This is a genomic window from Shewanella eurypsychrophilus (assembly GCF_007004545.3).
Lineage (GTDB): Bacteria > Pseudomonadota > Gammaproteobacteria > Enterobacterales > Shewanellaceae > Shewanella > Shewanella eurypsychrophilus.
Genome location: NZ_CP045503.2, coordinates 1,381,330 through 1,405,516 on the forward strand (window position 1 = coordinate 1,381,330; position 24,187 = coordinate 1,405,516).

Here is a 24,187-nt window from a genome sequence, read left to right on the forward strand (position 1 = left end):
GGATATGAAAAACAAAGCGCTACTTATGATCTCTCTTGCTGGATTGCTTGTTTGGGGGTGCGGCGGAGAGAGAGAACAGGTTCAAGCCGCTAAGACTACTGAGGTTGATGCCATTGAATGGAAGTTGGTGACATCTTGGCCGAAGAATTTTCCGGGTCTTGGTATGGCGCCCGAACGCTTTGCGAAACTTGTGGATGAGATGTCAAATGGCAGGTTAAAAATTAAAGTATACGGCGCTGGTGAGCTGATGCCCGCGTTCGAGGTCTTCGATGCCGTCAGTCAAGGTTCGGTGCAAATGGGGCATAGCGCCGCTTATTATTGGAAAGGTAAGACGCCAGCGGCGCAGTTTTTTACTTCGATCCCGTTTGGCCTTAATGCCCAAGAGATGAATGGTTGGTTGCATTATGGCGGTGGCATGCAGTTGTGGGAGGAGGTCTATGAGCCATTTGGGATCTTGCCCTTAGCTGGGGGGAATACCGGGGTACAGATGGGAGGCTGGTTTAATAAAGAGATAAACTCCATGGAAGATCTTAAGGGGCTGAAGATGCGACTGCCAGGTCTTGGGGGGGAGGTGTTAAAACGCGTAGGAGGCGTGCCTGTCACATTGCCAGGACGTGAGCTATATACTGCACTACAAACTGGGGCAATAGATGCGACCGAATGGGTGGGGCCATTTAACGATCTAGCCTTCGGCCTACACAAAGCGGCAAAGTTTTACTATTACCCTGGATGGCATGAGCCCGGAACTACCTTGGAGTTTATGATTAATAAAGACGCATTTTCAACGCTAAGTCCAGACCTACAATCAATCGTTAAAATTGCAGCCCGTGCTATCAACCAAGATATGTTGGATGAGTACACCACTCGCCATGTCACGGCCCTCGAATCATTAATTAATGATCATCATGTCATTATTAAGCAATTCCCGGATGCTGTAATGAAGGAGTTAGCCAAAGTTTCAGAAGTCGTGATCAGAGAGCAATCAAAGCAAGATAAAACCATGAAAAAAGTTTACGACGCGTATATGGAGTATCAAGTTGGGGTAAGAAAATACCACCTGATCTCGGAAGATGCTTATAGTAGGTTAAGGCAGTAGTTCTAATTCAGGAGAAGAAAATGAGCAAGACACTAGTCTTGTTCAGACTCATATATGTTTTTTCGTACTACCGAGACTGCTCATAGTGTCATCGGCTTATGTTAAAATACCAAAAAACAAAAATAGGCCAATGCCATTAAGGCCTAATCAATACCCAACAAACTTGGAGAGTAGAGATGCCATTATTAGATAGCTTCACCGTGGATCATACCCGTATGCACGCTCCAGCTGTGCGCGTAGCTAAGACCATGAAGACGCCTAGCGGTGATACCATCACAGTGTTTGATCTGCGTTTTTGCGCACCGAACAAAGATATATTAAGTGAAAAGGGCATCCATACATTAGAGCACCTTTATGCTGGGTTTATGCGTGATCATTTGAATGGCAGTTCTGTAGAAATTATTGATATTTCTCCAATGGGATGTCGCACTGGCTTTTATATGAGCTTGATTGGGACGCCTGCAGAAGCCGAAGTCGCAGAAGCCTGGTTAGCTGCGATGAACGATGTACTTAAGGTTGCAGAGCAGTCAGAGATCCCAGAGCTTAATGAATATCAATGTGGTACCTACGATATGCATTCACTAGAGCAAGCAAAAGGTATTGCGCGTACCATTATTGGGTCTGGGATCAGTGTTAATAAGAACGATGATCTTAAACTTAGCGACGACATCTTGAAAGGACTCTAAACAGGTCTAATTGATAAAAAAACGGCTGCGGCCGTTTTTTTGTTTAAGGCTTTTGCCTATAAAACACTCCGCTAGATGCCTATGGTAGCTTAAAAAGTAGTCACTTAAAAAGGCGTTATTTTTTAGTTGCTTAAATTAATACTTATGTAGCAATGATATTGTAATGTGTGAATATCCTTGCTAGACAAGGGGGTTAATTGCATTAGAAGGCGCTGAATCTAAATTATTCACTAAAATGTGAGCCATGGCTTACTTTCAAAAAGTCACAATCCTTTTAAAACACTCACATTTCCCATGGCGATAGCGTGATATTTACGGTAAAATGCGCGCGAACAGCGTGATTACGATCGCATTTTAGTGATAAATCTGCGCTAGCTCATTGAGATGAGCTATGTTTTAAACCTGTCGTACTAAGCAGGAACGCGGCGCATTATCTTTCCTTCATAACGTAGTGCTTGTGGATATGATTACAATAAAGAAAGGATTGGACCTGCCTATAGCAGGCGGACCAGAGCAAGTTGTCCATGATGGCTCAGCCATCAAACGTGTAGCTACTTTGGGTGAAGAGTATATTGGCTTACGTCCTACCATGAAAATTAAAGTGGGCGATAAAGTTAAAAAAGGTCAAGTTATCTTTGAAGATAAAAAGAACCTTGGAGTTAAATATACGGCTTTAGCCAGTGGCACAATTTCAGAAGTCAACCGGGGCGCGCAACGTGTTCTGCAATCAGTCGTCATCGATGTTGAAGGGGAAGACAGTATCTCCTTTGCAAAGTATGGTGCTGCAGAATTAGAATCGTTGGATTCGCAGCTAGTTCGAGACAACCTAATAGAATCAGGGTTGTGGACAGCATTGCGAACTCGTCCTTTCAGTAAAGCCCCAGCAGTAGATTCCCATGCTGCAGGCATCTTCGTTACCGCGATAGATACTCAACCTCTTGCTGCTGACCCTGAAGTGGTTATCGGTGAGCATAAAGAAGATTTTGCTAACGGACTTAAGGTTCTTGCAAGATTGACTGAAGGTAAAGTTTACCTGTGTAAAGCACCTGGAGCCGATATTCCAGCTGCAAATGCACAAGTAGAAGAGTTTGCAGGTGCACATCCTGCAGGTCTAGCCGGTACACATATACATTTCCTTTTGTCAGCATCGGTTAACAGAACGGTTTGGCATGTGGGTTATCAAGATGTCATCGCCATTGGTCAGCTATTTACTACCGGTGAGTTACACACTCAACGCGTAATCGCTATCGCTGGTCCCAAAGCGAGTAAACCAAGACTCGTTCGTACTCAGATAGGTGCTTCGATTGCAGAGTTAACTGCAAATGAAACCTTAGACGGTGACGTGCGTATTGTTTCTGGTTCAGTCTTGAGCGGTCGTATCGCAATAGGACCGATTGCTTATCTAGGTCGTTTCCATCATCAAGTGTCACTGCTTGAAGAAGGTCGAGAGCAAGAGTTTATCGGTTGGGCTATGCCTGGCAAGGATAAGTTCTCTATTACTCGTGCTTTCTTAGGTCACTTGTCTCCTTCTCGTCTGTTTAATATGACGACAAGTACGGGTGGTTCAGACCGAGCTATGGTGCCAATTGGTAACTACGAGCGTGTGATGCCTCTTGATATTCTTCCAACTATGTTATTACGTGACCTAGTGTCAGGCGATACCGATGGTGCTGTCACATTAGGTGCACTCGAGTTGGACGAAGAAGATTTGGCACTGTGTACTTTCGTATGTCCGGGTAAGTATGATTATGCTACTTACTTACGTGACTGTTTAGATACGATTGTGAGGGAAGGCTAATGGGCTTGAAAGAGTTATTTAAGAGTGTAGAGCCACAGTTTGAGAAGGGCGGTAAATTCGAAAAGTTTTATGCCGTTTTCGAAGCTGCTTATACGGTTTTCTATACCCCAGGTCACGTAAACAAGGGCGCAACCCATGTTCGCGATAACTTAGACCTGAAACGTATGATGATCATGGTTTGGGCCTGCGTATTTCCTGCAATGTTTGTGGGTATGTATAACGTCGGTCTACAAGCACAAGATGCATTAGTTGCGGGTTTTGCCACTCCTGATGTGTGGCAGGTCAGCATGTTTAGCATGTTTGGCACTGAGTTGAGTGCTCATTCCGGATGGCCAGCGCTAATGTGGTATGGCGCCTGCTTCTTCCTACCTATTTATGCGGTTTCATTTGCTGTAGGTGGTATCTGGGAAGTTTTGTTTGCCTCGGTACGTGGTCATGAAGTTAACGAAGGTTTCTTTGTTACCTCCATTCTTTTTGCGCTGACACTGCCACCTAGCATTCCATTGTGGATGGTTGCACTGGGTATTACCTTTGGTGTGGTTGTAGCGAAAGAGATCTTTGGTGGCACAGGGCGTAACTTCCTCAACCCAGCACTTGCTGGTCGAGCTTTCCTATTCTTTGCTTATCCTTTGAGTATGTCTGGTGACACCTCTTGGGTTATGGCCGATGGTTACTCTGGTGCAACAGCCTTGAGTCAAGCGGCACAAGGAACACTAGAATATGGATTTAGCCAGGACTGGTGGGATGCCTTCCTAGGTTTTATTCCTGGTTCTGTGGGTGAAGTTTCGACGTTGGCACTATTAATCGGTGGCGCCGTCATTGTTTATGCTCGTATCGCTTCATGGCGCATTATTGCCGGTGTGATGGTGGGTATGATTGCTGTATCAATGCTACTCAATACCATAGGTAGTGATACTAACCCGATGTTTGCTATGCCTTGGTACTGGCACCTTGTTTTAGGTGGTTTTGCCTTCGGTATGATGTTTATGGCGACAGATCCTGTATCTGCTTCGTTCACTAACTCTGCTAAATGGGCTTACGGCATCTTAATTGGTGCAATGGCAATATTTATCCGTGTCATTAACCCAGCGTTCCCAGAAGGCATGATGTTGGCCATCTTATTCGCCAACTTGTTTGCTCCACTATTTGACCATTTTGTTGTCCAGGCAAATATCAAGCGGAGGATTGCACGTGGCTAGTAATAAAGATTCCTTTGGCAGAACCCTCTTTGTGGTGGTTGGCTTATGTTTTATCTGTTCAGTTTTTGTATCGACTGCAGCAGTATTACTAAGACCCATTCAGATTGAGAATAAACTGCTCGATAAGCAAAAATATATTCTTGAAGCTGCTGGTCTTACTCAAGCTAACGAAGCACCTATGGCGAAAGCTGACGTGCTTGAAACATACAATAAGTATGTTGTCGCTAAGCTTGTTGACCTGAAAACAGGTGATTGGGTTGAAGGCGATGCCGACTTATTTGATGCCGATAAGGCTTCACGTGATGTGGCTAACTCTTTTAAACCTAAAAACGATGTTGCTTCAGTAAAGCGTGTTGCTAATACTGCTGTGGTCTACGTGGTGAATGATGAGCAAGGTCAGCTTAAGACACTCATCTTGCCCATCAAAGGTTACGGTCTTTGGTCAACCATGTATGCATTCTTAGCCGTTGAGCCTGATATGAATACCATTCAGAGCTTAGTTTACTACTCGTTCACAGGTTCTGGTGAAACACCGGGTCTAGGTGGTGAAGTTCAAAATCCACAGTGGATGGCGAAGTGGCACGGTAAGCAGCTCTATGATGCTCAAGGTAACTTGGCAATTAGTGTAACAAAGAACCCTGTCGTTGCAGCATCTGTACATGGTGTTGATGCACTTTCTGGGGCAACTTTGACCGGTAACGGTGTTCAAAACTCACTTGAATTTTGGTTAGGTGAGGAAGGCTTTGCTCACTTCATCGAGAAAGTTCGTAATGGAGGACTGAGCTAATGGCTAACGCTAAAGAACTTAAGCAGGTTCTATCGGGACCAATTGTTAATAACAACCCGATTGCCTTGCAGGTACTAGGTGTATGTAGTGCACTTGCTGTTACCAGTAAAATGGAAACTGCATTGGTAATGACCATAGCTTTGACTGCAGTAACTGCATGTTCAAACTTGTTCATCTCTATGCTACGTAACCATATTCCAAGCAGTGTACGTATCATAGTGCAGATGACCATCATTGCCTCTTTGGTAATTGTGGTTGATCAGGTGCTTCAGGCATATGCCTACGATGTCGCTAAGCAGTTGTCGGTATTTGTTGGTTTGATTATTACCAACTGTATCGTGATGGGCCGCGCCGAAGCCTATGCAATGAAAACGCCGCCAATGATGAGCTTTATGGATGGTATCGGTAATGGCTTAGGCTATGGTGCGATTCTATTATCAGTTGGTTTTGTCCGTGAACTCTTTGGTAATGGTTCGTTATTTGGTGTTGAGATCTTAAGCAAGATTTCAGACGGTGGCTGGTATCAGCCAAACGGTCTGCTATTGCTACCACCAAGTGCGTTCTTCTTAATCGGTATGTTGATCTGGATCATCCGAACGGTTAAGCCAGAGCAAGTAGAAGCAAAAGGGTAAACGCGATGGAACATTATATTAGTTTGCTAATTCGCTCTATTTTCATCGAGAACATGGCACTCTCTTTCTTCCTAGGTATGTGTACATTCCTAGCGGTTTCTAAGAAAGTGACCACGGCGATGGGACTAGGTATTGCTGTTATTGTGGTACTGGCGATTTCAGTCCCCGTTAACCAGATCATCTATCAAGGGCTGCTCGCTCCGGGTGCTTTGGCTTGGGCCGGTGCGCCAGAAGCTGATTTGAGCTTTTTGAAGTTCATCACCTTCATTGGTGTTATCGCAGCGCTTGTACAGATCCTTGAGATGGTGTTGGATAAGTTTTTCCCACCACTTTATAACGCTCTAGGGATTTTCCTACCACTTATCACCGTAAACTGTGCAATTTTTGGTGCAGTTTCTTTCATGGTTGAGCGTGACTACAACCTAGTTGAAAGCATGGTGTTTGGTGTGGGTTCTGGAGTGGGCTTTGCGTTAGCTATCGTCTTGTTAGCTGGTATCCGTGAAAAGCTGAAATATGCTGATGTGCCTGATGGACTGCGTGGCTTAGGTATTACCTTTGTTACTGCGGGTCTTATGGCGCTTGGATTCATGTCGTTTTCTGGTGTGTCCCTATAAACGGGACCCATCGGGTTCCTGTTTCGGACTTTTAAGGATAAGTTAATGGATATTCTTAAATCTACTCCACTCGAGGTTTACCTTGGTGTGAGTATGTTTACAGCTATCGTCTTAGGTTTGGTACTAATTATTTTGTTCGCCAAATCGAAGCTAGTAAATAGCGGTGACATTACAATTGGTATTAATGATGACCCTGAGAAGGGCATCAAGTTACCAGCAGGTGGTAAGTTACTAGGTGCATTAGCAGAGAGCGGTATTTTCGTATCGTCTGCATGTGGTGGTGGCGGTACTTGTGGTCAGTGTAAAGTACACATTAAATCAGGTGGTGGAGATATTCTCCCTACTGAGCTTGATCATATCAGTAAGGGTGAGGCTCGTGAGGGCTGTCGTTTATCTTGTCAGGTAAACGTGAAAACTGATATGGAGATCGAACTAGAAGAAGAGATCTTTGGTGTTAAGAAGTGGGAATGTACTGTTATCTCTAACGATAACAAAGCCACTTTCATTAAAGAGCTTAAGCTTCAAATACCTGGTGGCGATTCAGTACCTTTCCGTGCTGGTGGTTACATTCAGATTGAAGCACCAATACATCATGTTAAATATGCAGATTACGATATCCCTGCAGAGTACCGTGGTGACTGGGAGCATTTTGGTTTCTTCAAGTTAGAGTCTCAAGTTGAAGATGAAACAATCCGTGCATACTCAATGGCGAACTATCCTGAAGAGGCTGGTATCATCATGTTGAACGTACGTATTGCGACTCCGCCTCCACGTAACCTCACGCTGCCTTGCGGTAAGATGTCTTCTTACATCTTCAGCTTGAAAGCGGGCGATAAGGTCACTATTTCAGGTCCATTTGGTGAGTTCTTCGCTAAAGAAACTGATAATGAGATGGTGTTTGTCGGTGGTGGTGCAGGTATGGCGCCTATGCGTTCTCATATCTTCGATCAACTTAAGCGTCTTAATAGCAAGCGTAAGATTAGCTTCTGGTATGGTGCGCGCTCTAAGCGTGAAATGTTCTATGTTGAAGATTTCGACGGCCTTGCGGCTGATAATGAAAACTTTGATTGGCACGTTGCACTATCAGATCCTCAGCCAGAGGATAACTGGGATGGTAAGACAGGCTTTATTCATAATGTACTTTATGAAAGCTACTTACGTGACCACGATGCACCGGAAGATTGTGAGTTCTATATGTGTGGCCCTCCAATGATGAACGCTGCCGTTATCGGTATGCTAAAAGATCTTGGTGTCGAAGATGAAAACATCCTTCTGGATGACTTCGGTGGCTAATCACACCTAATACCATTTGGTATTAAACGCTTTAATCTTTCGATAGTTATCATTCGAGTTTGAAATAGAAAGTGAGGACTTTTCCTCACTTTCTATATATCAAATGTCGGGTAGATCATAAGTTTTATAGTGATAAGGATTTAGGTCAACATGAAAAAGACCTTAGTAAACTGGTTAGCCCTTGTATGGCTAGCCTTTTTCGTTTCTGGGTGTAGCCAACCGGCACCAATTATTTCGCTTTCTGGTAACACTATGGGGACAACGTATCACATCAAAGTGGTACCGAGTGCCAAGTTACCAGAGGCTAATCTACTGCAAGCTGAAATCGATATAGCACTTGAAAAGGTCAACGATCAGATGTCGACCTATCGTCCTGATTCTGAGCTGTCACGCTTTAATTCCATGGGCCATGAAGAGACCATTACCGTCTCGAAAGACACGGCTTTTGTTATTGCTGAGGGGATCCACCTCTATGAAGTGACTGGCGGTGCGCTGGATATCACCCTAGGGCCTTTAGTGAATTTATGGGGCTTTGGGCCGGATAAGCGTCCAACTGAATTGCCGAGTGAAGATGTTATTGCTGCGGCTAAAGCCAAAACAGGAATTGAATTTCTGCATCTTGATGGCATGAAATTGAGCAAGACGAACCCTGATCTTTACGTTGACCTTTCATCTATTGCCAAAGGTTTCGGCGTTGACATGGTAGCGAGTATATTGGATAAATACCATGTGTCTGGCTATTTGGTTGAAATCGGTGGTGAGCTCAGTGTCTATGGAAACAAGATGGATGATTCGCCTTGGCGCGTCGCTATCGAGCAGCCAGATGTTGACGACCGGGAAATTCAGCTAGTATTTGCCCCTGGAGACAACGCGATTGCGACTTCAGGTGATTACCGTAATTATTATGAAGAAGATGGTAGACAGTTCTCGCACCTTATCGATCCAAGAGATGGCTACCCGATCGATCACCGCTTAGCATCCGTGACCGTGCTTCATAAGCAGTCCATGGTGGCCGATGGCTATGCAACAGCCATGATGGTGTTAGGAACAGAGAAGTCTTTAGCGCTCGCTAAGCAGGAAAACTTGGCCATTATGTTGATCGAAAAGCAAGATGATGGTTTTAACGTTTTCTATAGTGATGCATTTAAACCTTATGTTAATCAGTAAACTGTTACATCTGCAGGTTTAGGTTTAAAGACTATTGCAGGCGTGAGATCAGATCTCGATTTATACCCTTAGGTTTGACAAGGGATCTGATGATATAATCGCCTCACTGTACAGTTGGAGTATATGATGAGTACATTTATTGCGGCATTTGTGGTTTTATTGCTGTTCTTCCTTTTTATGTCAGTTGGCTACTTGGTTAAGCGTACAGCTGTTGCCGGAAGTTGTGGCGGCTTAGGTGCCCTAGGTATCGATAAGGCGTGTGATTGCGATGATCCTTGTGACAACCGTAAAGCCAAAATGGCAGCGGAAGAGGAGCGAAGAGAGAAGCTCACTAAAGATCGCATTATTTAGTTATTAGTTCTGCGGCTAATAAGCTACACATAAAAGGTACTTATAAAATAGTACCTTTTTTTATGCCTGTATTTCTGTCTTTGTCATTTTGACTATACTTCGACTATCTTCTTCTCAAATAGAGTATGGATATTCAATGAGATCTGAACTCGAAGTGATACTAGACTCACTTGTACAACTGACAGAGCAGCGCCAATTAGAATCTCTGGCTCAAAGCCTCATCTCCACCGTTGAACAGTTTATTCAACCGATAGATACTAAAATTTTCGACATACAAATATCTCATAGTGCACTCGAAGAGATCGTTTTACCCGACGAATTTTCCAGCCATGTGTCTAATAATATTGAGCAGGGCGATCATGATATTCTCATTGAGCAAGGTTCTGCGTGTTTTGTAAAATGTATAAGCTCTCTTTCAGCTTGTTATTCGAAAGATATCATTCCTGCTCAGATAGCTATCCCTATTACGTTAAATGGTTGTGCGGTAAAGGTGTTGTGGGTCAAAGCTGGCCAACTTACCGAGCTGAATATTAATTTGCTCAAGGGTTTTGCTAAAGTCTACGAAAATTTTCTGACAATCGTTATCGAGTGTGAAACCGATGAGTTGACAGGTTTGCTCAACCGCAAGGCGTTTGAGCGCAGGTTGAAGCTTGCCGACTCCAACGTTATTCAGCTTGTTCGGGAAAAGCCAGAGACAATAGAGCGTCACTGGCTATGTATATTTGATATCGATAAATTTAAGCAAATTAATGATACTTTTGGTCATCTCTATGGGGATGAGATTTTATTGGATCTGGTTAAGGTGATGAATTGTGTTTTCAGTCGCCATGACGCTATGTTCCGTTTTGGTGGTGATGAGTTTGTGCTACTGCTTGCACCATGCACTAAGCAGAAAATGTTCGAACAATGCCAAGCGTTCCAATCTCAGTTATCTCAGTTTCATGGGCGAAAATTGAACGTCACGGTTTCAATGGGGGTGACGCCAGTGACCTCAGGTGAGCAGGCCAGTAGTCTGTTGGTTAAAGCCGATCAGGCGCTGTATCATATTAAAGAGACTGGCCGAAATCGAGTCGAAGTCTATGAAGACTTACTGTCTCAAGGTCACCTGTCTGAAAATAAATTCGATGACGATATCGAAATATTTTAGTTTTCCCAATAAAACCTTTCAACAACTCCTTTCAACAACTCCTTTCAACAACTCCTTTCAATGCACTACTTTCAGCTCAAATCAAAACCAGAATAGAAATGACAAAGGTTATCATTTGTATCGCCTTGAAATATAACGATAATTTGTAATCTGTTCGATTTTGTATTAGTCTCTCAAAATTGATTTAGATCAATGTTATCAATTAAAGGACGATGCGATGAAAGGTCAACCTAAGGTACTTGCCCAACTTAACAAGATACTTACCTTCGAATTAACTGCGATAAACCAATACTTCCTCCATGCCCGTATGTTTAAACACTGGGGCCTGGATAAGCTAGATAGCAAAGCCTATAAGAAGTCTATTCAAGATATGAAGCACGCCGATAAGCTCATTGAGCGGGTGTTATTTCTAGAAGGCTTACCTAATTTACAACAGCTAGAAAAGCTGAGAATTGGTGAGCACAGTGAAGAGATGCTGTCTTGTGACAAGGTGATGGTGACTGAGCAGATTTCAGCGCTAAGGTCTGCGATTGCTATATGCGAATCAGAGCAGGATTACGTCAGTCGTGACATGCTTGATGGCTTACTTGAAGATGAAGAAGAGCATTTAGATTGGCTGGAATCCCAGCAAGAGCTTATTAGTTTAACTGGAATTCAAAACTACCTTCAGTCACAGATGGATAAATAGGATATTAAGATGAAAGGCAATCAAGAAGTTATCGATACACTTAATCAGCTGTTGACCGGAGAGTTATCAGCAATGGATCAGTATTTTGTTCATGGGCTGATGTACGAAGACTGGGGGCTTAATGAGCTTCATACTCGTATTTCGCATGAGTCTGATGATGAGAGAGTTCATGCCGGTAAATTAGTACAACGTATCCTTTTCTTAGAAGGTACCCCAGATGTTGCTAGTCGTGAGCCACTTAATATAGGTAAAAATACTCAAGAGATGCTAAAAAATGATCTTGATTATGAATATCAAGTGGCCGACAACTTGCGCAAAGCGATTGCGCTATGCGAAGTGAAGCAAGATTACCAAACACGCGAAATCTTAGAAGTCTTGCTTGAAGAAACTGAGTCTGATCATATGTATTGGTTAGAGAAGCAGTTGGGCTTGATTGACAGAGTTGGCTTACAAAACTACTTACAGTCACAGATGTAATTAGTATTAACAATACCATCTCGTATAAGAATAGAATCAAATGCTGAAATACGTGATTCAGCATTTGAGTTAGTTTATTACTTCTCTTTTTTGTCACTCTTCTTTTACAAATCAGAAAACACTTTTCACTAAATATTTTCTGATAATTATTCATTGTTAATCAAGTTCTGATAGATTAATAAGTTAATAATAAAAATAAAAGAAAGGTACCCTTCATGAAGCAGCTAAAAAGCTCACTTAGCCTGCAGTTAGTCTTTGCCATTGTCGGCGCTTTAGCCATTTTATTCGCTGTGGTTTCTGCTTTTTTAGTCAGTGGCGAAAGTGATAGAACTCGCAAACAAATAGATGCAGATCTCTCTGCACTTGTTCAGCTAAAGTCCAATGAAGTCACCAATTATTTTGTTGCAAAAGCTAAGGTGATTGATGCTGTTTTTTCTTCTCCGCAGGTCTTAGATTGGTTTAGTCAGTACGATACCCGTCTCAGTAATTTAGATCATGACACCCAATATCAGCGGGTGATCCAGTACTTCAAACATTTCTCAAAGACAGACAGTGATATCAAGTCGGTGTTCTTCGGCTCGGCGAATACTTTCGAGTACTTCGATCTTAATGGTCGATACAATGATGCAGATTACTATACAAACAAGCGTCCCTGGTGGCAGGAGGGCATTAATAAAAATGGTATGTATGTGACTGACCCTGCTGTTGACGCTAATGATGGTTCAATCTCTGCCACGGTTAAGTCTGTGATAAATAATGCTAATGGTGAATTTATTGGCATCGGTGGTATGGATATCTTAATTGATACCATAGGCACTGAGCTGTTAGCATCAATGAAGTACCAGGGTCAAGGTCAAGCATTCTTGGTCACGCAAAGTGGTCAACTGGTTTATTTTCCAGGATTTACTGAGCAATTTCAGCCAGGCTCACAAGCCGGTAAAGCAGACAGTTATTTTAATGATACGCAAGGCTTTGCTCAGTTGAGTCGTGTTATGAATGGCAATAATCAAGGAGTAGCGGAAGTCACCTTTAAAGGTGTTAAACAGAGGGTAAGCTATATCAGTGTTGGCGGTAATTTCCCCCAGCAACAATGGCACCTTGCATTTATGTTACCCAATGATGTGATCGAAGCGCCGGTTAACGAGGCGATGATGAATGCGACTCTGCTGGCAACTATGATCATGTTATTGGTTGGGGCTACGGTTTGGATGATGCTGTTACCTTTTAGACGTCAAATAAATCGTTTACTCGAAGCCATGGAAGATATTGCTCAAGGAGACAGCGATCTCTCTAAGCGAATTCATATGGACCGAGATGATGAGCTGGGTAAACTTGGGGACGCCTTTAACCGTTTTGCAGCTAAAGTTCAGGGGATGCTTGAGCAAACCCGTGAGCTGACACAAAGGGTCAACTCCGGTGTTAACGGCGCTGTTTCTATTTGTGATAAGGCCTTACATTCGGTGTCGCAACAAAAGCAGGAGATCTCCAGTGTTGCTACAGCAGCGACTGAAATGGCACATACTTCCCAGGAGATGGCCAATAGTGCCCAACGTGCCAGTGATTTTGCTGAGAAAGCGCAACAGGAATCACAAGAAGGGATGGATATTGTTGCCAAGGCAACAGATGGTATGCAGTCACTGTCGACTCAAGTTATTGAAGCGGCTAAGGTCGTTCGCCATCTGAGAACCAGCTCTGAGCAGATTGGTGAAGTACTCAGTGTGATCCGTGGAATTGCAGAGCAAACTAACCTGTTAGCGCTTAATGCCGCTATCGAGGCGGCTCGGGCCGGTGAGCAAGGACGAGGCTTTGCTGTGGTGGCTGATGAAGTGAGAACGCTTGCTTCACGCACTCAAGATTCTACCGCGAACATTCAGGAAATAATTCAAACTCTGCAACAAAATGCCCTTCAAGCTGAGCAAGTTATGGAGGAAGGAGTCAATCAGGCTAATGCGGGCCAAGAGCTTACCATTCAAGTGGAAACTGCCCTGACAAGTATTACCGGTGCTATTTCGGCTATTCAACAGCAAACGATTGAAATTACCTCGGCTATTGGCCAGCAAGCAGTTGTCGCTGAAGAGATTGCCTGTAATGTAGAGAATGTACGTGGCTTGTCTGATGACTCACTAGCATCTAGTGAAGCACTATCGAGTAGTCTGACCGAGTTTCAACAGGTTACTGAAGCACTTTCAAAAAATATTCAGCAGTTTAAGGTCTAAGTTCTAAGTTCTAAGATTTACGGTTAAATGCCAGTCATCATGTGACTGGCATTTTTGTTTTTGTATTTCAGTGAGCCTCCTATACAGAAGTGTTAAGCTCTGCTCTCCCTTAGCATTGACCAATACCAATCTAACTCTTTGGTTAAATTGCCTTTCTTGTTCTCTCGATATACCAAGAGTAAATAATAACTTTATTGTTACCTGCTGGTAAAAGTTATTTGATGATTTGGTGGATTATCATTATTTCAATCATGAATATAATACTTCCCATCAGCTCATGCACATATCCATTGTTTCAATTCTATTTATTTGGTCAATGGAAAAGGTGCTGAACATATTCAAATCGTCTGAAACTCAGTATTGCCTTGGAGGCTACATGGAAAAAATTGATAACGAACCTATTATTAATAAGCTTGGCCAAGTGGTGCATTATGCAGTCCGCGGATTGGCTGTACTGATGACCTTAGTGATTCTATGGGGGGTGATAGATGTTGGGCTCACTCTATATAAAGAGATAGTGACACCTCCCTATGGGCTACTGAGTTCGGGGGACATACTTACCTTGTTTGGTTCTTTTCTCGCTGTGCTTATTGCCATAGAAATTTTCCAAAATATTACCATCTACCTGAAAGAGGAAGTGATCCATGTTCAGATAGTTATAGCCACTGCACTGATGGCGATATCACGAAAGATCATCGTATTAGATTTTAAAGAGGTAGAGGCCGAATATGTTTGGGCTTCAGCTGCAGTAATAATCGCTTTAGGTGTGACCTACTGGCTAATAGCGCAGAAACCAAAACTATTAATATCAGGTTCTGATAAGCGTTAGCTCTAATAGGAGAGAAGATTATGGCCGGAGGCTGGTCAAGAGATGGTGCAGTGCAAGATCAAATAGACACTAGCGTTGCAGATGCGGTGGCACAAGCCAGAGATAGATTAAATAATGGTTTAAGCTTAAGTCATTGTGAAGAATGTGATGAACAAATACCTCAAGCAAGGCGAGATGCAGTTCCTGGGGTACGTCTTTGCGTGGCTTGCCAGACAGAGCTCGATAGCCAACAGGCTAAGCAGCTTGGTTATAACCGCCGCGGCAGTAAAGACAGTCAGTTAAGGTGATCACACAGGGCTATTATTACCATATGGTAAAGGTAATTTACCTATAAGTGGGATTATCATTTTTTTATAGAGGGATATACTTATCCCATATTCAGAAGCAAGCGTCTGGTTGAGCTGGTTTCACAGTGAGTAATAAAATGAGTCACATTATGACTCTTAGTACTCAATCTTATTGTTTTTAGGAGTTAAAATGACAGCACAAACACTCAAATCAAAAGCGGCCGTAGCTTGGGCAGTCGGTGAGCCACTTTCTATGGAAATCGTCGATGTAATGCCACCACAGAAAGGTGAAGTGCGCATTAAAATGATCGCAACCGGCGTATGCCATACCGATGCATTTACACTTTCTGGTGATGATCCTGAAGGGATTTTTCCTTGTATTTTAGGTCACGAGGGTGGCGGGATTGTCGAATCAATTGGCGAAGGCGTGACGAGCGTACAAGTCGGCGACCATGTTATTCCACTTTATACCCCTGAGTGTGGTGAGTGTAAGTTCTGTAAGTCAGGTAAAACCAACCTGTGTCAGAAAATTCGTGAAACACAAGGCAAAGGCTTAATGCCCGACGGTACTACGCGCTTTTCTAAAGATGGTAAAGATATCTTTCATTACATGGGCTGCTCAACGTTCTCTGAGTACACGGTACTGCCTGAGATTTCACTAGCGAAAGTCAACCCTGAAGCGCCTCTAGAAGAGGTCTGTTTATTAGGTTGTGGTGTGACCACAGGTATGGGCGCTGTGATGAATACGGCTAAAGTGGAAGAGGGCGCTACGGTTGCTATCTTCGGCATGGGGGGTATTGGCCTATCTGCTGTCATAGGTGCGACTATGGCAAAAGCGGCTCGTATTATCGTTATTGATATTAACGAGAGTAAATTTGAGCTTGCACGTAAGTTAGGTGCGACTGACTGCATTAACCCTAAAGACTATGACAAGCCAATTCAGGATGTCATTGTCGAGTTAACTGATGGTGGCGTCGACTATTCATTCGAGTGTATCGGTAACGTTAACGTGATGCGCTCGGCACTCGAGTGTTGTCATAAAGGCTGGGGGGAATCAGTGGTTATTGGTGTTGCCGGTGCTGGGCAAGAGATCTCTACCCGTCCATTCCAACTCGTGACTGGTCGTGTATGGAGAGGTTCTGCATTTGGTGGTGTTAAAGGCCGCTCTGAGCTTCCTGATTATGTTGAACGTTACTTGGCAGGTGAGTTTAAGTTAAGTGACTTTATCACTCATACCATGGGCCTTGAGCAAGTGAATGATGCATTCGACTTAATGCATGAAGGTAAGAGCATTCGTACCGTGATCCATTTCGATAAATAGTATTTCGATAAATAGTATTTTGATAAGTCGTCACTTTCACAATATAGTCGTTTAGATAGATGAGCTCGAAGCGGTTAATACTGCTTCGGCCATAGATTAATCAATAGTCCTACAGCTGCAAAATTCTTGTTAATCAGCTGGTCACAGGAATCGAGCAGCAGTAATAAGGATGGAACATGACAGTAGAAAATCTCAGTAGTAATAAAAGTTTTGGTGGTTGGCACAAGCAGTATAGCCATCAGTCTCAGAGTCTTAATTGTGCGATGAGGTTTGCTATTTACTTGCCGCCGCAGGCATCAAGGGGTCAGAAAGTACCGGTACTTTACTGGTTATCAGGTTTGACTTGTAGTGATGAAAACTTTATGCAAAAAGCAGGCGCACAGCGTCTCGCTGCTGAACTCGGTATTGCTATCGTTGCGCCAGATACTAGCCCTAGAGGCAGTGATGTGGCCGATGATGAGGGTTATGACTTAGGCCAAGGTGCCGGTTTCTATGTTAATGCGACCCAAGCGCCCTGGAACAAGCATTACCAGATGTATGACTACATAGTTAATGAGCTACCAAGATTAATCGAGTCCATGTTTCCGGTAACAGATAAACGCGCAATAGCAGGTCATTCGATGGGGGGCCATGGGGCATTAGTGATAGCCCTGCGTAATAGTGAGGCTTACCAGTCGGTATCGGCATTTAGTCCGATAAGCAACCCGATAAATTGTCCATGGGGACAAAAAGCTTTAACGGCCTATTTAGGGCGAGACAGTGCCACTTGGTCTGAATATGATGCCAGCGTGTTGATGCGTAATGCAAAAGTGTCAAATGGCGGAACATTGGTTCCTGCAATGGTTAGCCAAGGTGAAGCGGACAACTTTTTAGCTGAGCAGCTAAAACCTGAAGTGTTACAAGCAGCGGCTAAGGTTAGTGGCTATCCCTTAGTGCTTGAGACTCATGAAGGCTATGATCATAGCTACTATTTTATTGCTAGCTTCATAGAGCAGCATTTGAAGTTTCATGCTGAACATTTAAGATAATTTAGCCTTTGAGCTTAGCCTTTGAGCTTAGCCTTTGAGCTAATCCATAAATTTATGAATGCCATTAACGTCATGTTAATGGCATTTTTGTTTATATAGCGAACAAAAGTATCCTGTAACTCTCATTTCTATTGGATACTGTTTTTATATACAGTATAGTGGTGTAAGAAGACTAATTTTAAGAAAAGTGTTTAGAAAAGCATTTATAAAAGTGTTTAGAAGAATGTTTATAAGAGTGCTTTGGCAATGGTTTTGACATTGATTTGGACATTGATTTTTAAAAACTGCTTTGGAAACTAATTTGCGAAAAATCATTCATATCGATATGGACTGCTATTTTGCCGCTGTGGAGATGCGAGATTTTCCTGAGTTAAGGGGCAAGCCCATTGCTGTGGGAGGAAGGAGCGATCGTCGCGGGGTGATAAGCACATGTAATTATGAAGCGCGCGCTTTTGGTGTGCGTTCGGCGATGGCCTCGGGCTATGCATTGAAGCTGTGTCCCGATCTTATTTTAGTGCCTGGCCGCATGTCGGTTTACAAAGAGGTCTCTGTCCAAATTCGTGACGTTTTTTCTCGCTATACGGATCTGATTGAACCGCTCTCACTCGATGAAGCTTATCTTGATGTCACTGATTGTAGTCAATGTCAGGGCTCTGCAACCTTAATAGCAGAAGCAATTAGACAGGAGATCTTCGAGGTAACCGGTCTTACCGCCTCTGCCGGCATAGCCCCAGTAAAGTTTCTGGCTAAGGTCGCCTCAGATTTAAACAAGCCTAATGGTCAATATGTGATCACCCCGGATATGATCTCTCCCTTTGTGAAAACGTTACCGCTGAGCAAGATCCCTGGAGTGGGTAAGGTGACGGGCAAGAAACTTGAAGATATTGGACTGACAACATGTGGCGAGCTACAGACTTATCCTAAGGCTGAGCTTATTGAACGATTTGGGAAATTTGGTACTGTATTGATAGAAAGAGCACAAGGCATCGATGAGCGGGAGATATCTCCCCATAGAGAGCGTAAATCTGTTGGTGTAGAGACCACCTTAGCGAAAGACATTTATCGTTTAGATCAGTGTCACTCAGTGATGCCTCAGCTTATTCAGGAGTTAGGCGCCAGAGTCAGTCGCAGTGCTAAAGATCGCACCATCAATAAGCAAGTGGTCAAATTAAAGTTTAATGACTTTAAGCAGACGACGATAGAGCATAGGTCTGATGAGATGTCGGTGAAACTATTTTATGATTTGTTGACTCAAGCTCTTGAACGACAGCAGGGTCGAGGAATACGCTTATTGGGTGTATCGGTTGGTTTAGCGAGTCAGACTGAAGTAAAGAAAAATGAAGAAAATCAGGTGAACGAGTCTCAGATGGACTTAGGATTTTAAAATAAGGGATTTTAAGAAGTAACTAGGTGCTAGGTTCGAGTAGCTAGGGCCATGGAAGGAGGTTCGAATTCCTAGATACTAGCACCTAGGAACTCGACACCTTATTTAGCTTTTCTCTGGAATACGCTCGAGAACGGCTAATAATAGCTTGTAGTACTGATCGACGGTTTCAATTAATACTTTCTCGTCTGGACTGTGGGGATAACGAATGGTTGGGCCAATCGATACCATGTCCATTTCAGGGTAAGGCTTCTTAAATAAACCACACTCAAGACCTGCATGAATAACCATAACCACTGGCTTTTTATTGTAGATGCTGTCATAAGTTTCACGCACAAGCGCCATAACCGCTGAACTGCTGTCTGGCTTCCATCCTGGATATGCACCACTAAACTCAACTTCAGCACCGGCTAAGTTGCTCAGTGAAGTTAAAACGCTTTCAATTTCTTGACGACCGGAATCGATGAGAGAGCGAATTAAACAGAGTACTTCAACACTCTCGGCTTCAGTACTAATCACACCCACGTTCAATGAGGTCTCTGTCACGCCTTCAACTTCATCACTCATGCGGATAACCCCATTAGGGCAAGCATTGAGTAGATCAATAAGCATATTTTGAGCATCTTCGCTCATTACCTGAGTCGCGGCAGGTACTTCAGCAAATTCAAGTAACATGTCAGGGTCGGCAATGGCGAGCTCTTCTCTCACTAGCGCTTGGTATTCTTTTGTCAGAGTTTCAAGTTTAGCGATATTCTCAGATGGCAGCATAAAGCTTACTGAGGCTTCACGTGGAATGGCATTGCGTAGGGAGCCGCCAGTGAAGTTGGTGAGTTCTAGTGCTAACTCATCGGCATAGTTAAATAGGAAGCGAGCCAAAAGCTTGTTGGCATTACCACGACCTAAGTGAATGTTGACACCCGAGTGTCCACCTTTGAGGCCTGAAAGGGTCAAAGTGAAGGTTGAATTGGATGGTTCAGGAGCCTGCCAAACCATAGGCACACTAATTTGGCCATCAACACCGCCTGCGCAGCCCATATAGATCTCACCTTCTTGCTCTGAATCGGTGTTGATCAAAATGTCAGCGTCTAGATAACCAGCTTCAAGGCCAAATGCGCCTGTCATACCCGCTTCTTCGTCTATAGTGAGGAGTACTTCCAAGGGGCCGTGAGGAATGTTGTCTGAGCCAAGCACTGCTAAAGCCGACGCCATACCAATACCATTGTCAGCACCTAGAGTTGTTCCTGTTGCCTTAACCCATTCACCATCTATAAAAGGGATGATTGGATCTTTCTCAAAGTCATGTTCCGTATCGGCGTTCTTTTGCGGCACCATATCAATATGAGCCTGAAGCGCAACGATTTTACGGTTTTCCATACCTGGGGTCGCTGGCTTTTTGATAATGAGGTTACCCACTTTATCTTCAACGAGATCGAGCTGCTTGTCTTTGGCCCACGCTTGAATGTGCGCGCTCAGTGCTTGTTCATGCTTAGATGGATGCGGGATCGCGCAGATCTGTTCGAACCATTGCCATAGGGCTTGAGGTTGTAATTGGCTTAATGCTGTCACTGATAACTCCCCGTAAAATTACGACTTTGAGGCTAAATTTGACGACATTCTATCACAGCTAAATGGCAAGTTTGGCTTACAGAACCTTGTTGGGGGTAAAGGGTGTCATACAAAGTTTCCATCAAAAGGGGATAAGCACTTGGCATAAACATCACTTAGGTGAATAATGCTAGCCAATAAATCTGATAATTATAATTACTATCGTTCTAAACCTACTGATTTTATAGACTTTATATCAGTGTGTTTCAGAATGAAATGACACGAATTCACAAGCAAAAGGATGGTTTATGGCTCAGGTTAATTTTATTGATGTACTCGATGATAATGCAATCTTCGAAGGCAGTGGCTGGGATGCTCTTGTTATCGTTACTACAGATCTTGCTCAGACTGGTTTTGATGAGGTGACATTATTGGCCGATCACGGGGCTAAAATTGATAAGCGAGTAGGCAAATCTCCAACGCTACTGTTTGCACCAGGATTAGCTGGGGGCCGTTTGATTATCTCCCCAGTAAAAAATAGTCAAGATGACTATGAGGATGTGCGTATCTTTGCCGATGCGGCACGAGCTGGAATTAACATCGCTAAAGACGCCGGTGCCAATCGTCCTTTGTTAATTGTCGCTAAAAACAATGACACTCGCTATGAGTTTGCCACTGAAGTAGCCGCTCTGGCTTGTGGTCAAGAGCTCTGGCAAGCATTGGAAAGGCGTGAAGCCAGTGGTGATACCCCAGCTTTCGAGGCGATAGGTCTATTTAACGCTTCAAACGCAAGTCAGAGTCTGAATGCGATTGAAACAGGCAGGAATTTGGCTAGAGATCTGTGTGGTACTGAACCTGAGCGTATGTCTGCTCCTGCGTTTGCCGATTATTGTATCGCCGCATATCAAGATTCAGGGCTAAATGTATCCGTTATTGAAGACAGGGATGTTTTAGAACGGGATTATCCGTTATTAAGCGCTGTGGGTCGTTCATCCTTTGCAGTTTCTCGACATCAGCCACGTGTTGTTAAGCTTGAATACGTGGGTGAAGGCGAGATAGCACATACTTATTTCTACGCGGGTAAAGGGGTTATCTATGATACTGGCGGAGCCGACATCAAAGTGGCTGGTGGTATGGCAGGTATGAGCCGAGATAAAGGTGGCGCCGCGGCCGTTGCAGGTCTGATGAAAACGCTATCTATGCTTAAACCTAAGGGTATTCGAGTTGTCGCTGAGCTGGGGTTAGTACGCAACAGTATTGGTAGCGAGGCATTCGTCACCGATGAGATCATCGTCAGTCATGCTGGTGTCCGTGTCAGAATAGGTAATACCGATGCAGAGGGGCGTCTAGTATTAGCTGACCTATTATCGCATTTACGTATAAAAGCAGAAAAAGCCGTCAAACCAGAGCTCTTTTCTGTAGCAACTTTAACAGGCCATGTGGTGCGTTGTTTCGGTGGTTATACCGCTACTGTTGAAAATGGTGTTGCGAGACAAGCTGGCGTCGCTGCCAGTATTGCTGAGCAGGCAAGTGCATGGGGCGAGCCTATCGAACAATCAGTACTTCGACGCGAAGATTACGCCAAGATTGTCGACCCGTCAGGAGCGGCAGATATACTTTCATCGAATAATGGACCTTCGTCTGTTACCGCACGTGGTCACCAGTATCCAGCCGCATTCCTACTGGAGGCTTCAGGTTTGAGTGCCCATGGTCTTAGGTCGGATAAGCCTATGCCCTTTACGCATGTTGATATCGCAGGCAGCGCTACCGAAGGCCATCCGCTTTATGGAGCGCCCACAGCTACACCGCTAGTTGGCTTATATAAGTACATGACTCTATAATTTAATGCCTCTAGTAAGTACATGATTAATAGGTAATAGGTAATAGGTAATAGGTAATAGGTAATAGGTAATAGGTAATAGGTAATAGGTAATAGGTAATAGGTAATAGATAAGAGTTAATGGGTATCTATTATCTGTTAAGGCACGTGGTCACCAGTATCCAGCCGCATTTTTACTGGAGGCTTCAGGTTTGAGTGCATACGGTCTTAGGTCGGATAAGCCTATGCCCTAATTCGAGAAACAGTCATCTTGATATCGCAGGCAGCGCTACCGAAGGCCATCCGCATTATGGAGCGCCCACAACCACACCATTAGTGGGTTGTGGGCGCTCCATTCATTCAAAGGCTTATATGATTACCATCTAATAAGTTAGTTTTTTATACGTAAATCACGTGATTTCGTTGTAAAGTTACGCATATTGCATTCGTAAAGTGGCAATAGTTAATGTTTATTAATCTAGATCAAATAATACTTGTAATAAAACTACATTTAACTATAATGACTGCATTGATTAGGCAAACAGCCTCTTTCAATAAAGTCTATCCAGGAAGGATAATTCTCCAAGGAATCGAGCGACAAGTTGACTCTGCTTATGTTTGAGCTGATTGTTACAGTTAATACTATGATAAACAGCCTCAAAAACGCGAGTAATTTTATTACAACTTTTCTAGGAGTATTGACTATGTCTTATACAGGAATGCAGCACGTTTACTGGCAAACTACTTGGTTTTGTACCGAATCATTGCGTGGCGGGCTGTACCCAATGAGCTTTAAGGGCTAACCCTCCTTATTGTTTCATCTTCAAGGGCTGACTGCCCCTTCTATCGCTCAACGGTTTCCTTGGCTATTTATTAGCTGGTTTAACTTTAGAGTAATAGTAAGCTAGTTACCATCCATCAACCTTAATCCCTTTTGGGATATTTAGACTCAAGAGGTTTATTGGTAAGTAATTCAATTTATGTTGAATTATCTGATTGATAAACCTGTGTAACTGTTAGCGCGGAAACTCATTCCTTTTGGAACACTTGAAATTAGTCGTTGCCTGCTCATTGAGCGGGCTTTTTTTTGTCCCTAATTAGTTATCCCAAACAGACACTTCTATAAAAAATCATAATTTCTATATCGATAGTAATCTTAATGTAATTAAATTACGTAAATCGTCTGTTTTTTACTTGTTTTTGATAGGTTGAAAGTAATTATTGTAATTTAATTACATTGCGGGTATACTCTTTCTCGTTGGTTAGGCAATGACGCCTTCCACCTCTAAGTCTATCCAGGACGGATAACTCTCCAAGGAATCGAGCGACAAGTTGACTCTGAGGTAACACGCTTAGATAAGCGTTTTACACGTTTGACTAGAGTATTTATAACAACTTTGTTTAGGAGTATTAATTATGTCTTATACCGGAATGCAGCACGTTTATTGGCAGAACACTTGGTTTTGTACCGATGCTTTACGTGGCGGCTTGTACGCAATGACCTTTAAGGGCTAACCCTCCTTAATGGTTGATCTTGTTAAAGATCACAAGGGTTAACTGCCCCTTCTATTAGCTATTGTTAATAGCAAGCTAGTTACCATCTATCGACCCTTATCCCTTAGGGGATGTTTAGACTCAAGTCGTGTATTGATAAGCTCTGCAAAGTGAGTCGATACACCAGTGTAACTGTTAGCGCGGAAACTCTTTCCTTTAGGAACACTTGAATTAGTCTTTGCCTGCTCTTTGAGCAGGCTTTTTTTTATCCGGAATTCAATAAAAACAGTATCCTTGTTAGCCGACAGTACAGGCTTAACATCGCTAGC

The 24,187-nt window shown here is 43.3% G+C and carries 21 protein-coding genes; 20 read left to right on the plus strand and 1 reads right to left on the minus strand.

The features are described from left to right. Positions 1 to 4 precede the first annotated feature (4 nt). From FM038_RS05775 to dinB, 19 genes are all read left to right on the plus strand, one after another. Complete coding sequence (locus FM038_RS05775) at positions 5 to 1,096, plus strand: TRAP transporter substrate-binding protein (RefSeq protein ID WP_142872376.1); 1,092 nt, start codon at positions 5 to 7, stop codon at positions 1,094 to 1,096. Between the two features lie 176 nt (positions 1,097 to 1,272). Then, positions 1,273 to 1,782, plus strand: a complete 510-nt coding sequence (gene luxS, locus FM038_RS05780; protein WP_142872377.1) for an S-ribosylhomocysteine lyase — start codon at positions 1,273 to 1,275, stop codon at positions 1,780 to 1,782. A 463-nt stretch (positions 1,783 to 2,245) separates the two neighbouring features. Then, the gene (locus FM038_RS05785) at positions 2,246 to 3,580 is read left to right on the plus strand and encodes a Na(+)-translocating NADH-quinone reductase subunit A (protein ID WP_142872378.1); all 1,335 of its coding nucleotides are present in this window, start codon (positions 2,246 to 2,248) and stop codon (positions 3,578 to 3,580) included. Further along, positions 3,580 to 4,779 carry an NADH:ubiquinone reductase (Na(+)-transporting) subunit B gene (locus FM038_RS05790; protein WP_142872379.1) on the plus strand — a complete coding sequence of 400 codons (1,200 nt, stop codon included), beginning with the start codon at positions 3,580 to 3,582 and terminating at the stop codon, positions 4,777 to 4,779. Before FM038_RS05785 ends, FM038_RS05790 begins: the two co-directional genes overlap by 1 nt. After that, on the plus strand, positions 4,772 to 5,566 hold the full coding sequence (locus FM038_RS05795) for a Na(+)-translocating NADH-quinone reductase subunit C (protein WP_142872380.1): 795 nt from the start codon (positions 4,772 to 4,774) through the stop codon (positions 5,564 to 5,566). Before FM038_RS05790 ends, FM038_RS05795 begins: the two co-directional genes overlap by 8 nt. Then, positions 5,566 to 6,198 carry an NADH:ubiquinone reductase (Na(+)-transporting) subunit D gene (locus FM038_RS05800; protein ID WP_142872381.1) on the plus strand — a complete coding sequence of 211 codons (633 nt, stop codon included), beginning with the start codon at positions 5,566 to 5,568 and terminating at the stop codon, positions 6,196 to 6,198. Before FM038_RS05795 ends, FM038_RS05800 begins: the two co-directional genes overlap by 1 nt. 5 nt (positions 6,199 to 6,203) lie before the next feature. Further along, positions 6,204 to 6,812: an NADH:ubiquinone reductase (Na(+)-transporting) subunit E gene (nqrE, locus tag FM038_RS05805; RefSeq protein ID WP_142872382.1), complete on the plus strand. Its 609-nt coding sequence runs from the start codon at positions 6,204 to 6,206 to the stop codon at positions 6,810 to 6,812. A gap of 45 nt (positions 6,813 to 6,857) precedes the next feature. Next, positions 6,858 to 8,105: an NADH:ubiquinone reductase (Na(+)-transporting) subunit F gene (gene nqrF / locus FM038_RS05810; RefSeq protein WP_142872383.1), complete on the plus strand. Its 1,248-nt coding sequence runs from the start codon at positions 6,858 to 6,860 to the stop codon at positions 8,103 to 8,105. 150 nt (positions 8,106 to 8,255) lie between these two features. Continuing rightward, positions 8,256 to 9,272 (plus strand): FAD:protein FMN transferase, encoded by a 1,017-nt coding sequence (locus tag FM038_RS05815; RefSeq protein ID WP_142872384.1) that lies wholly within the window; start codon positions 8,256 to 8,258, stop codon positions 9,270 to 9,272. A gap of 126 nt (positions 9,273 to 9,398) precedes the next feature. Beyond that, positions 9,399 to 9,623 carry a (Na+)-NQR maturation NqrM gene (nqrM, locus tag FM038_RS05820; RefSeq protein WP_142872385.1) on the plus strand — a complete coding sequence of 75 codons (225 nt, stop codon included), beginning with the start codon at positions 9,399 to 9,401 and terminating at the stop codon, positions 9,621 to 9,623. 136 nt (positions 9,624 to 9,759) lie between these two features. Further along, positions 9,760 to 10,770 (plus strand): GGDEF domain-containing protein, encoded by a 1,011-nt coding sequence (locus FM038_RS05825; RefSeq protein ID WP_142872386.1) that lies wholly within the window; start codon positions 9,760 to 9,762, stop codon positions 10,768 to 10,770. 217 nt (positions 10,771 to 10,987) lie between these two features. Then, entirely contained in the window at positions 10,988 to 11,458 is a 471-nt protein-coding gene (gene bfr, locus FM038_RS05830; protein ID WP_142872387.1) for a bacterioferritin, read from the plus strand. A 9-nt stretch (positions 11,459 to 11,467) separates the two neighbouring features. Further along, on the plus strand, positions 11,468 to 11,935 hold the full coding sequence (bfr, locus tag FM038_RS05835; RefSeq protein ID WP_142872388.1) for a bacterioferritin: 468 nt from the start codon (positions 11,468 to 11,470) through the stop codon (positions 11,933 to 11,935). A 215-nt stretch (positions 11,936 to 12,150) separates the two neighbouring features. Further along, a complete protein-coding gene (locus tag FM038_RS05840) occupies positions 12,151 to 14,151 on the plus strand; it encodes a methyl-accepting chemotaxis protein (protein WP_195873213.1) in 2,001 nt (666 codons plus the stop codon). 376 nt (positions 14,152 to 14,527) lie between these two features. Continuing rightward, positions 14,528 to 14,980, plus strand: coding sequence for a phosphate-starvation-inducible PsiE family protein (locus tag FM038_RS05845; protein WP_185965763.1), 453 nt, complete (start codon positions 14,528 to 14,530; stop codon positions 14,978 to 14,980). Between the two features lie 20 nt (positions 14,981 to 15,000). Continuing rightward, positions 15,001 to 15,267, plus strand: coding sequence for a DksA/TraR family C4-type zinc finger protein (locus FM038_RS05850; protein WP_142872390.1), 267 nt, complete (start codon positions 15,001 to 15,003; stop codon positions 15,265 to 15,267). Positions 15,268 to 15,457: 190 nt separating this feature from the next. Further along, on the plus strand, positions 15,458 to 16,588 hold the full coding sequence (locus FM038_RS05855; protein WP_195873214.1) for an S-(hydroxymethyl)glutathione dehydrogenase/class III alcohol dehydrogenase: 1,131 nt from the start codon (positions 15,458 to 15,460) through the stop codon (positions 16,586 to 16,588). A 176-nt stretch (positions 16,589 to 16,764) separates the two neighbouring features. Beyond that, positions 16,765 to 17,616, plus strand: coding sequence for an S-formylglutathione hydrolase (gene fghA / locus FM038_RS05860; protein ID WP_142872391.1), 852 nt, complete (start codon positions 16,765 to 16,767; stop codon positions 17,614 to 17,616). A gap of 301 nt (positions 17,617 to 17,917) precedes the next feature. Continuing rightward, positions 17,918 to 19,000 carry a DNA polymerase IV gene (dinB, locus tag FM038_RS05865; protein ID WP_142872392.1) on the plus strand — a complete coding sequence of 361 codons (1,083 nt, stop codon included), beginning with the start codon at positions 17,918 to 17,920 and terminating at the stop codon, positions 18,998 to 19,000. A 105-nt stretch (positions 19,001 to 19,105) separates the two neighbouring features. Here dinB and FM038_RS05870 read toward each other — a convergent pair whose 3' ends face one another. After that, positions 19,106 to 20,566 (minus strand): aminoacyl-histidine dipeptidase, encoded by a 1,461-nt coding sequence (locus tag FM038_RS05870; RefSeq protein WP_142872393.1) that lies wholly within the window; start codon positions 20,564 to 20,566, stop codon positions 19,106 to 19,108. Between the two features lie 287 nt (positions 20,567 to 20,853). On the opposite strand from FM038_RS05870, the gene FM038_RS05875 reads away from it, so the two are divergent. Beyond that, complete coding sequence (locus FM038_RS05875) at positions 20,854 to 22,386, plus strand: M17 family metallopeptidase (protein ID WP_142872394.1); 1,533 nt, start codon at positions 20,854 to 20,856, stop codon at positions 22,384 to 22,386. Positions 22,387 to 24,187: the final 1,801 nt, after the last annotated feature.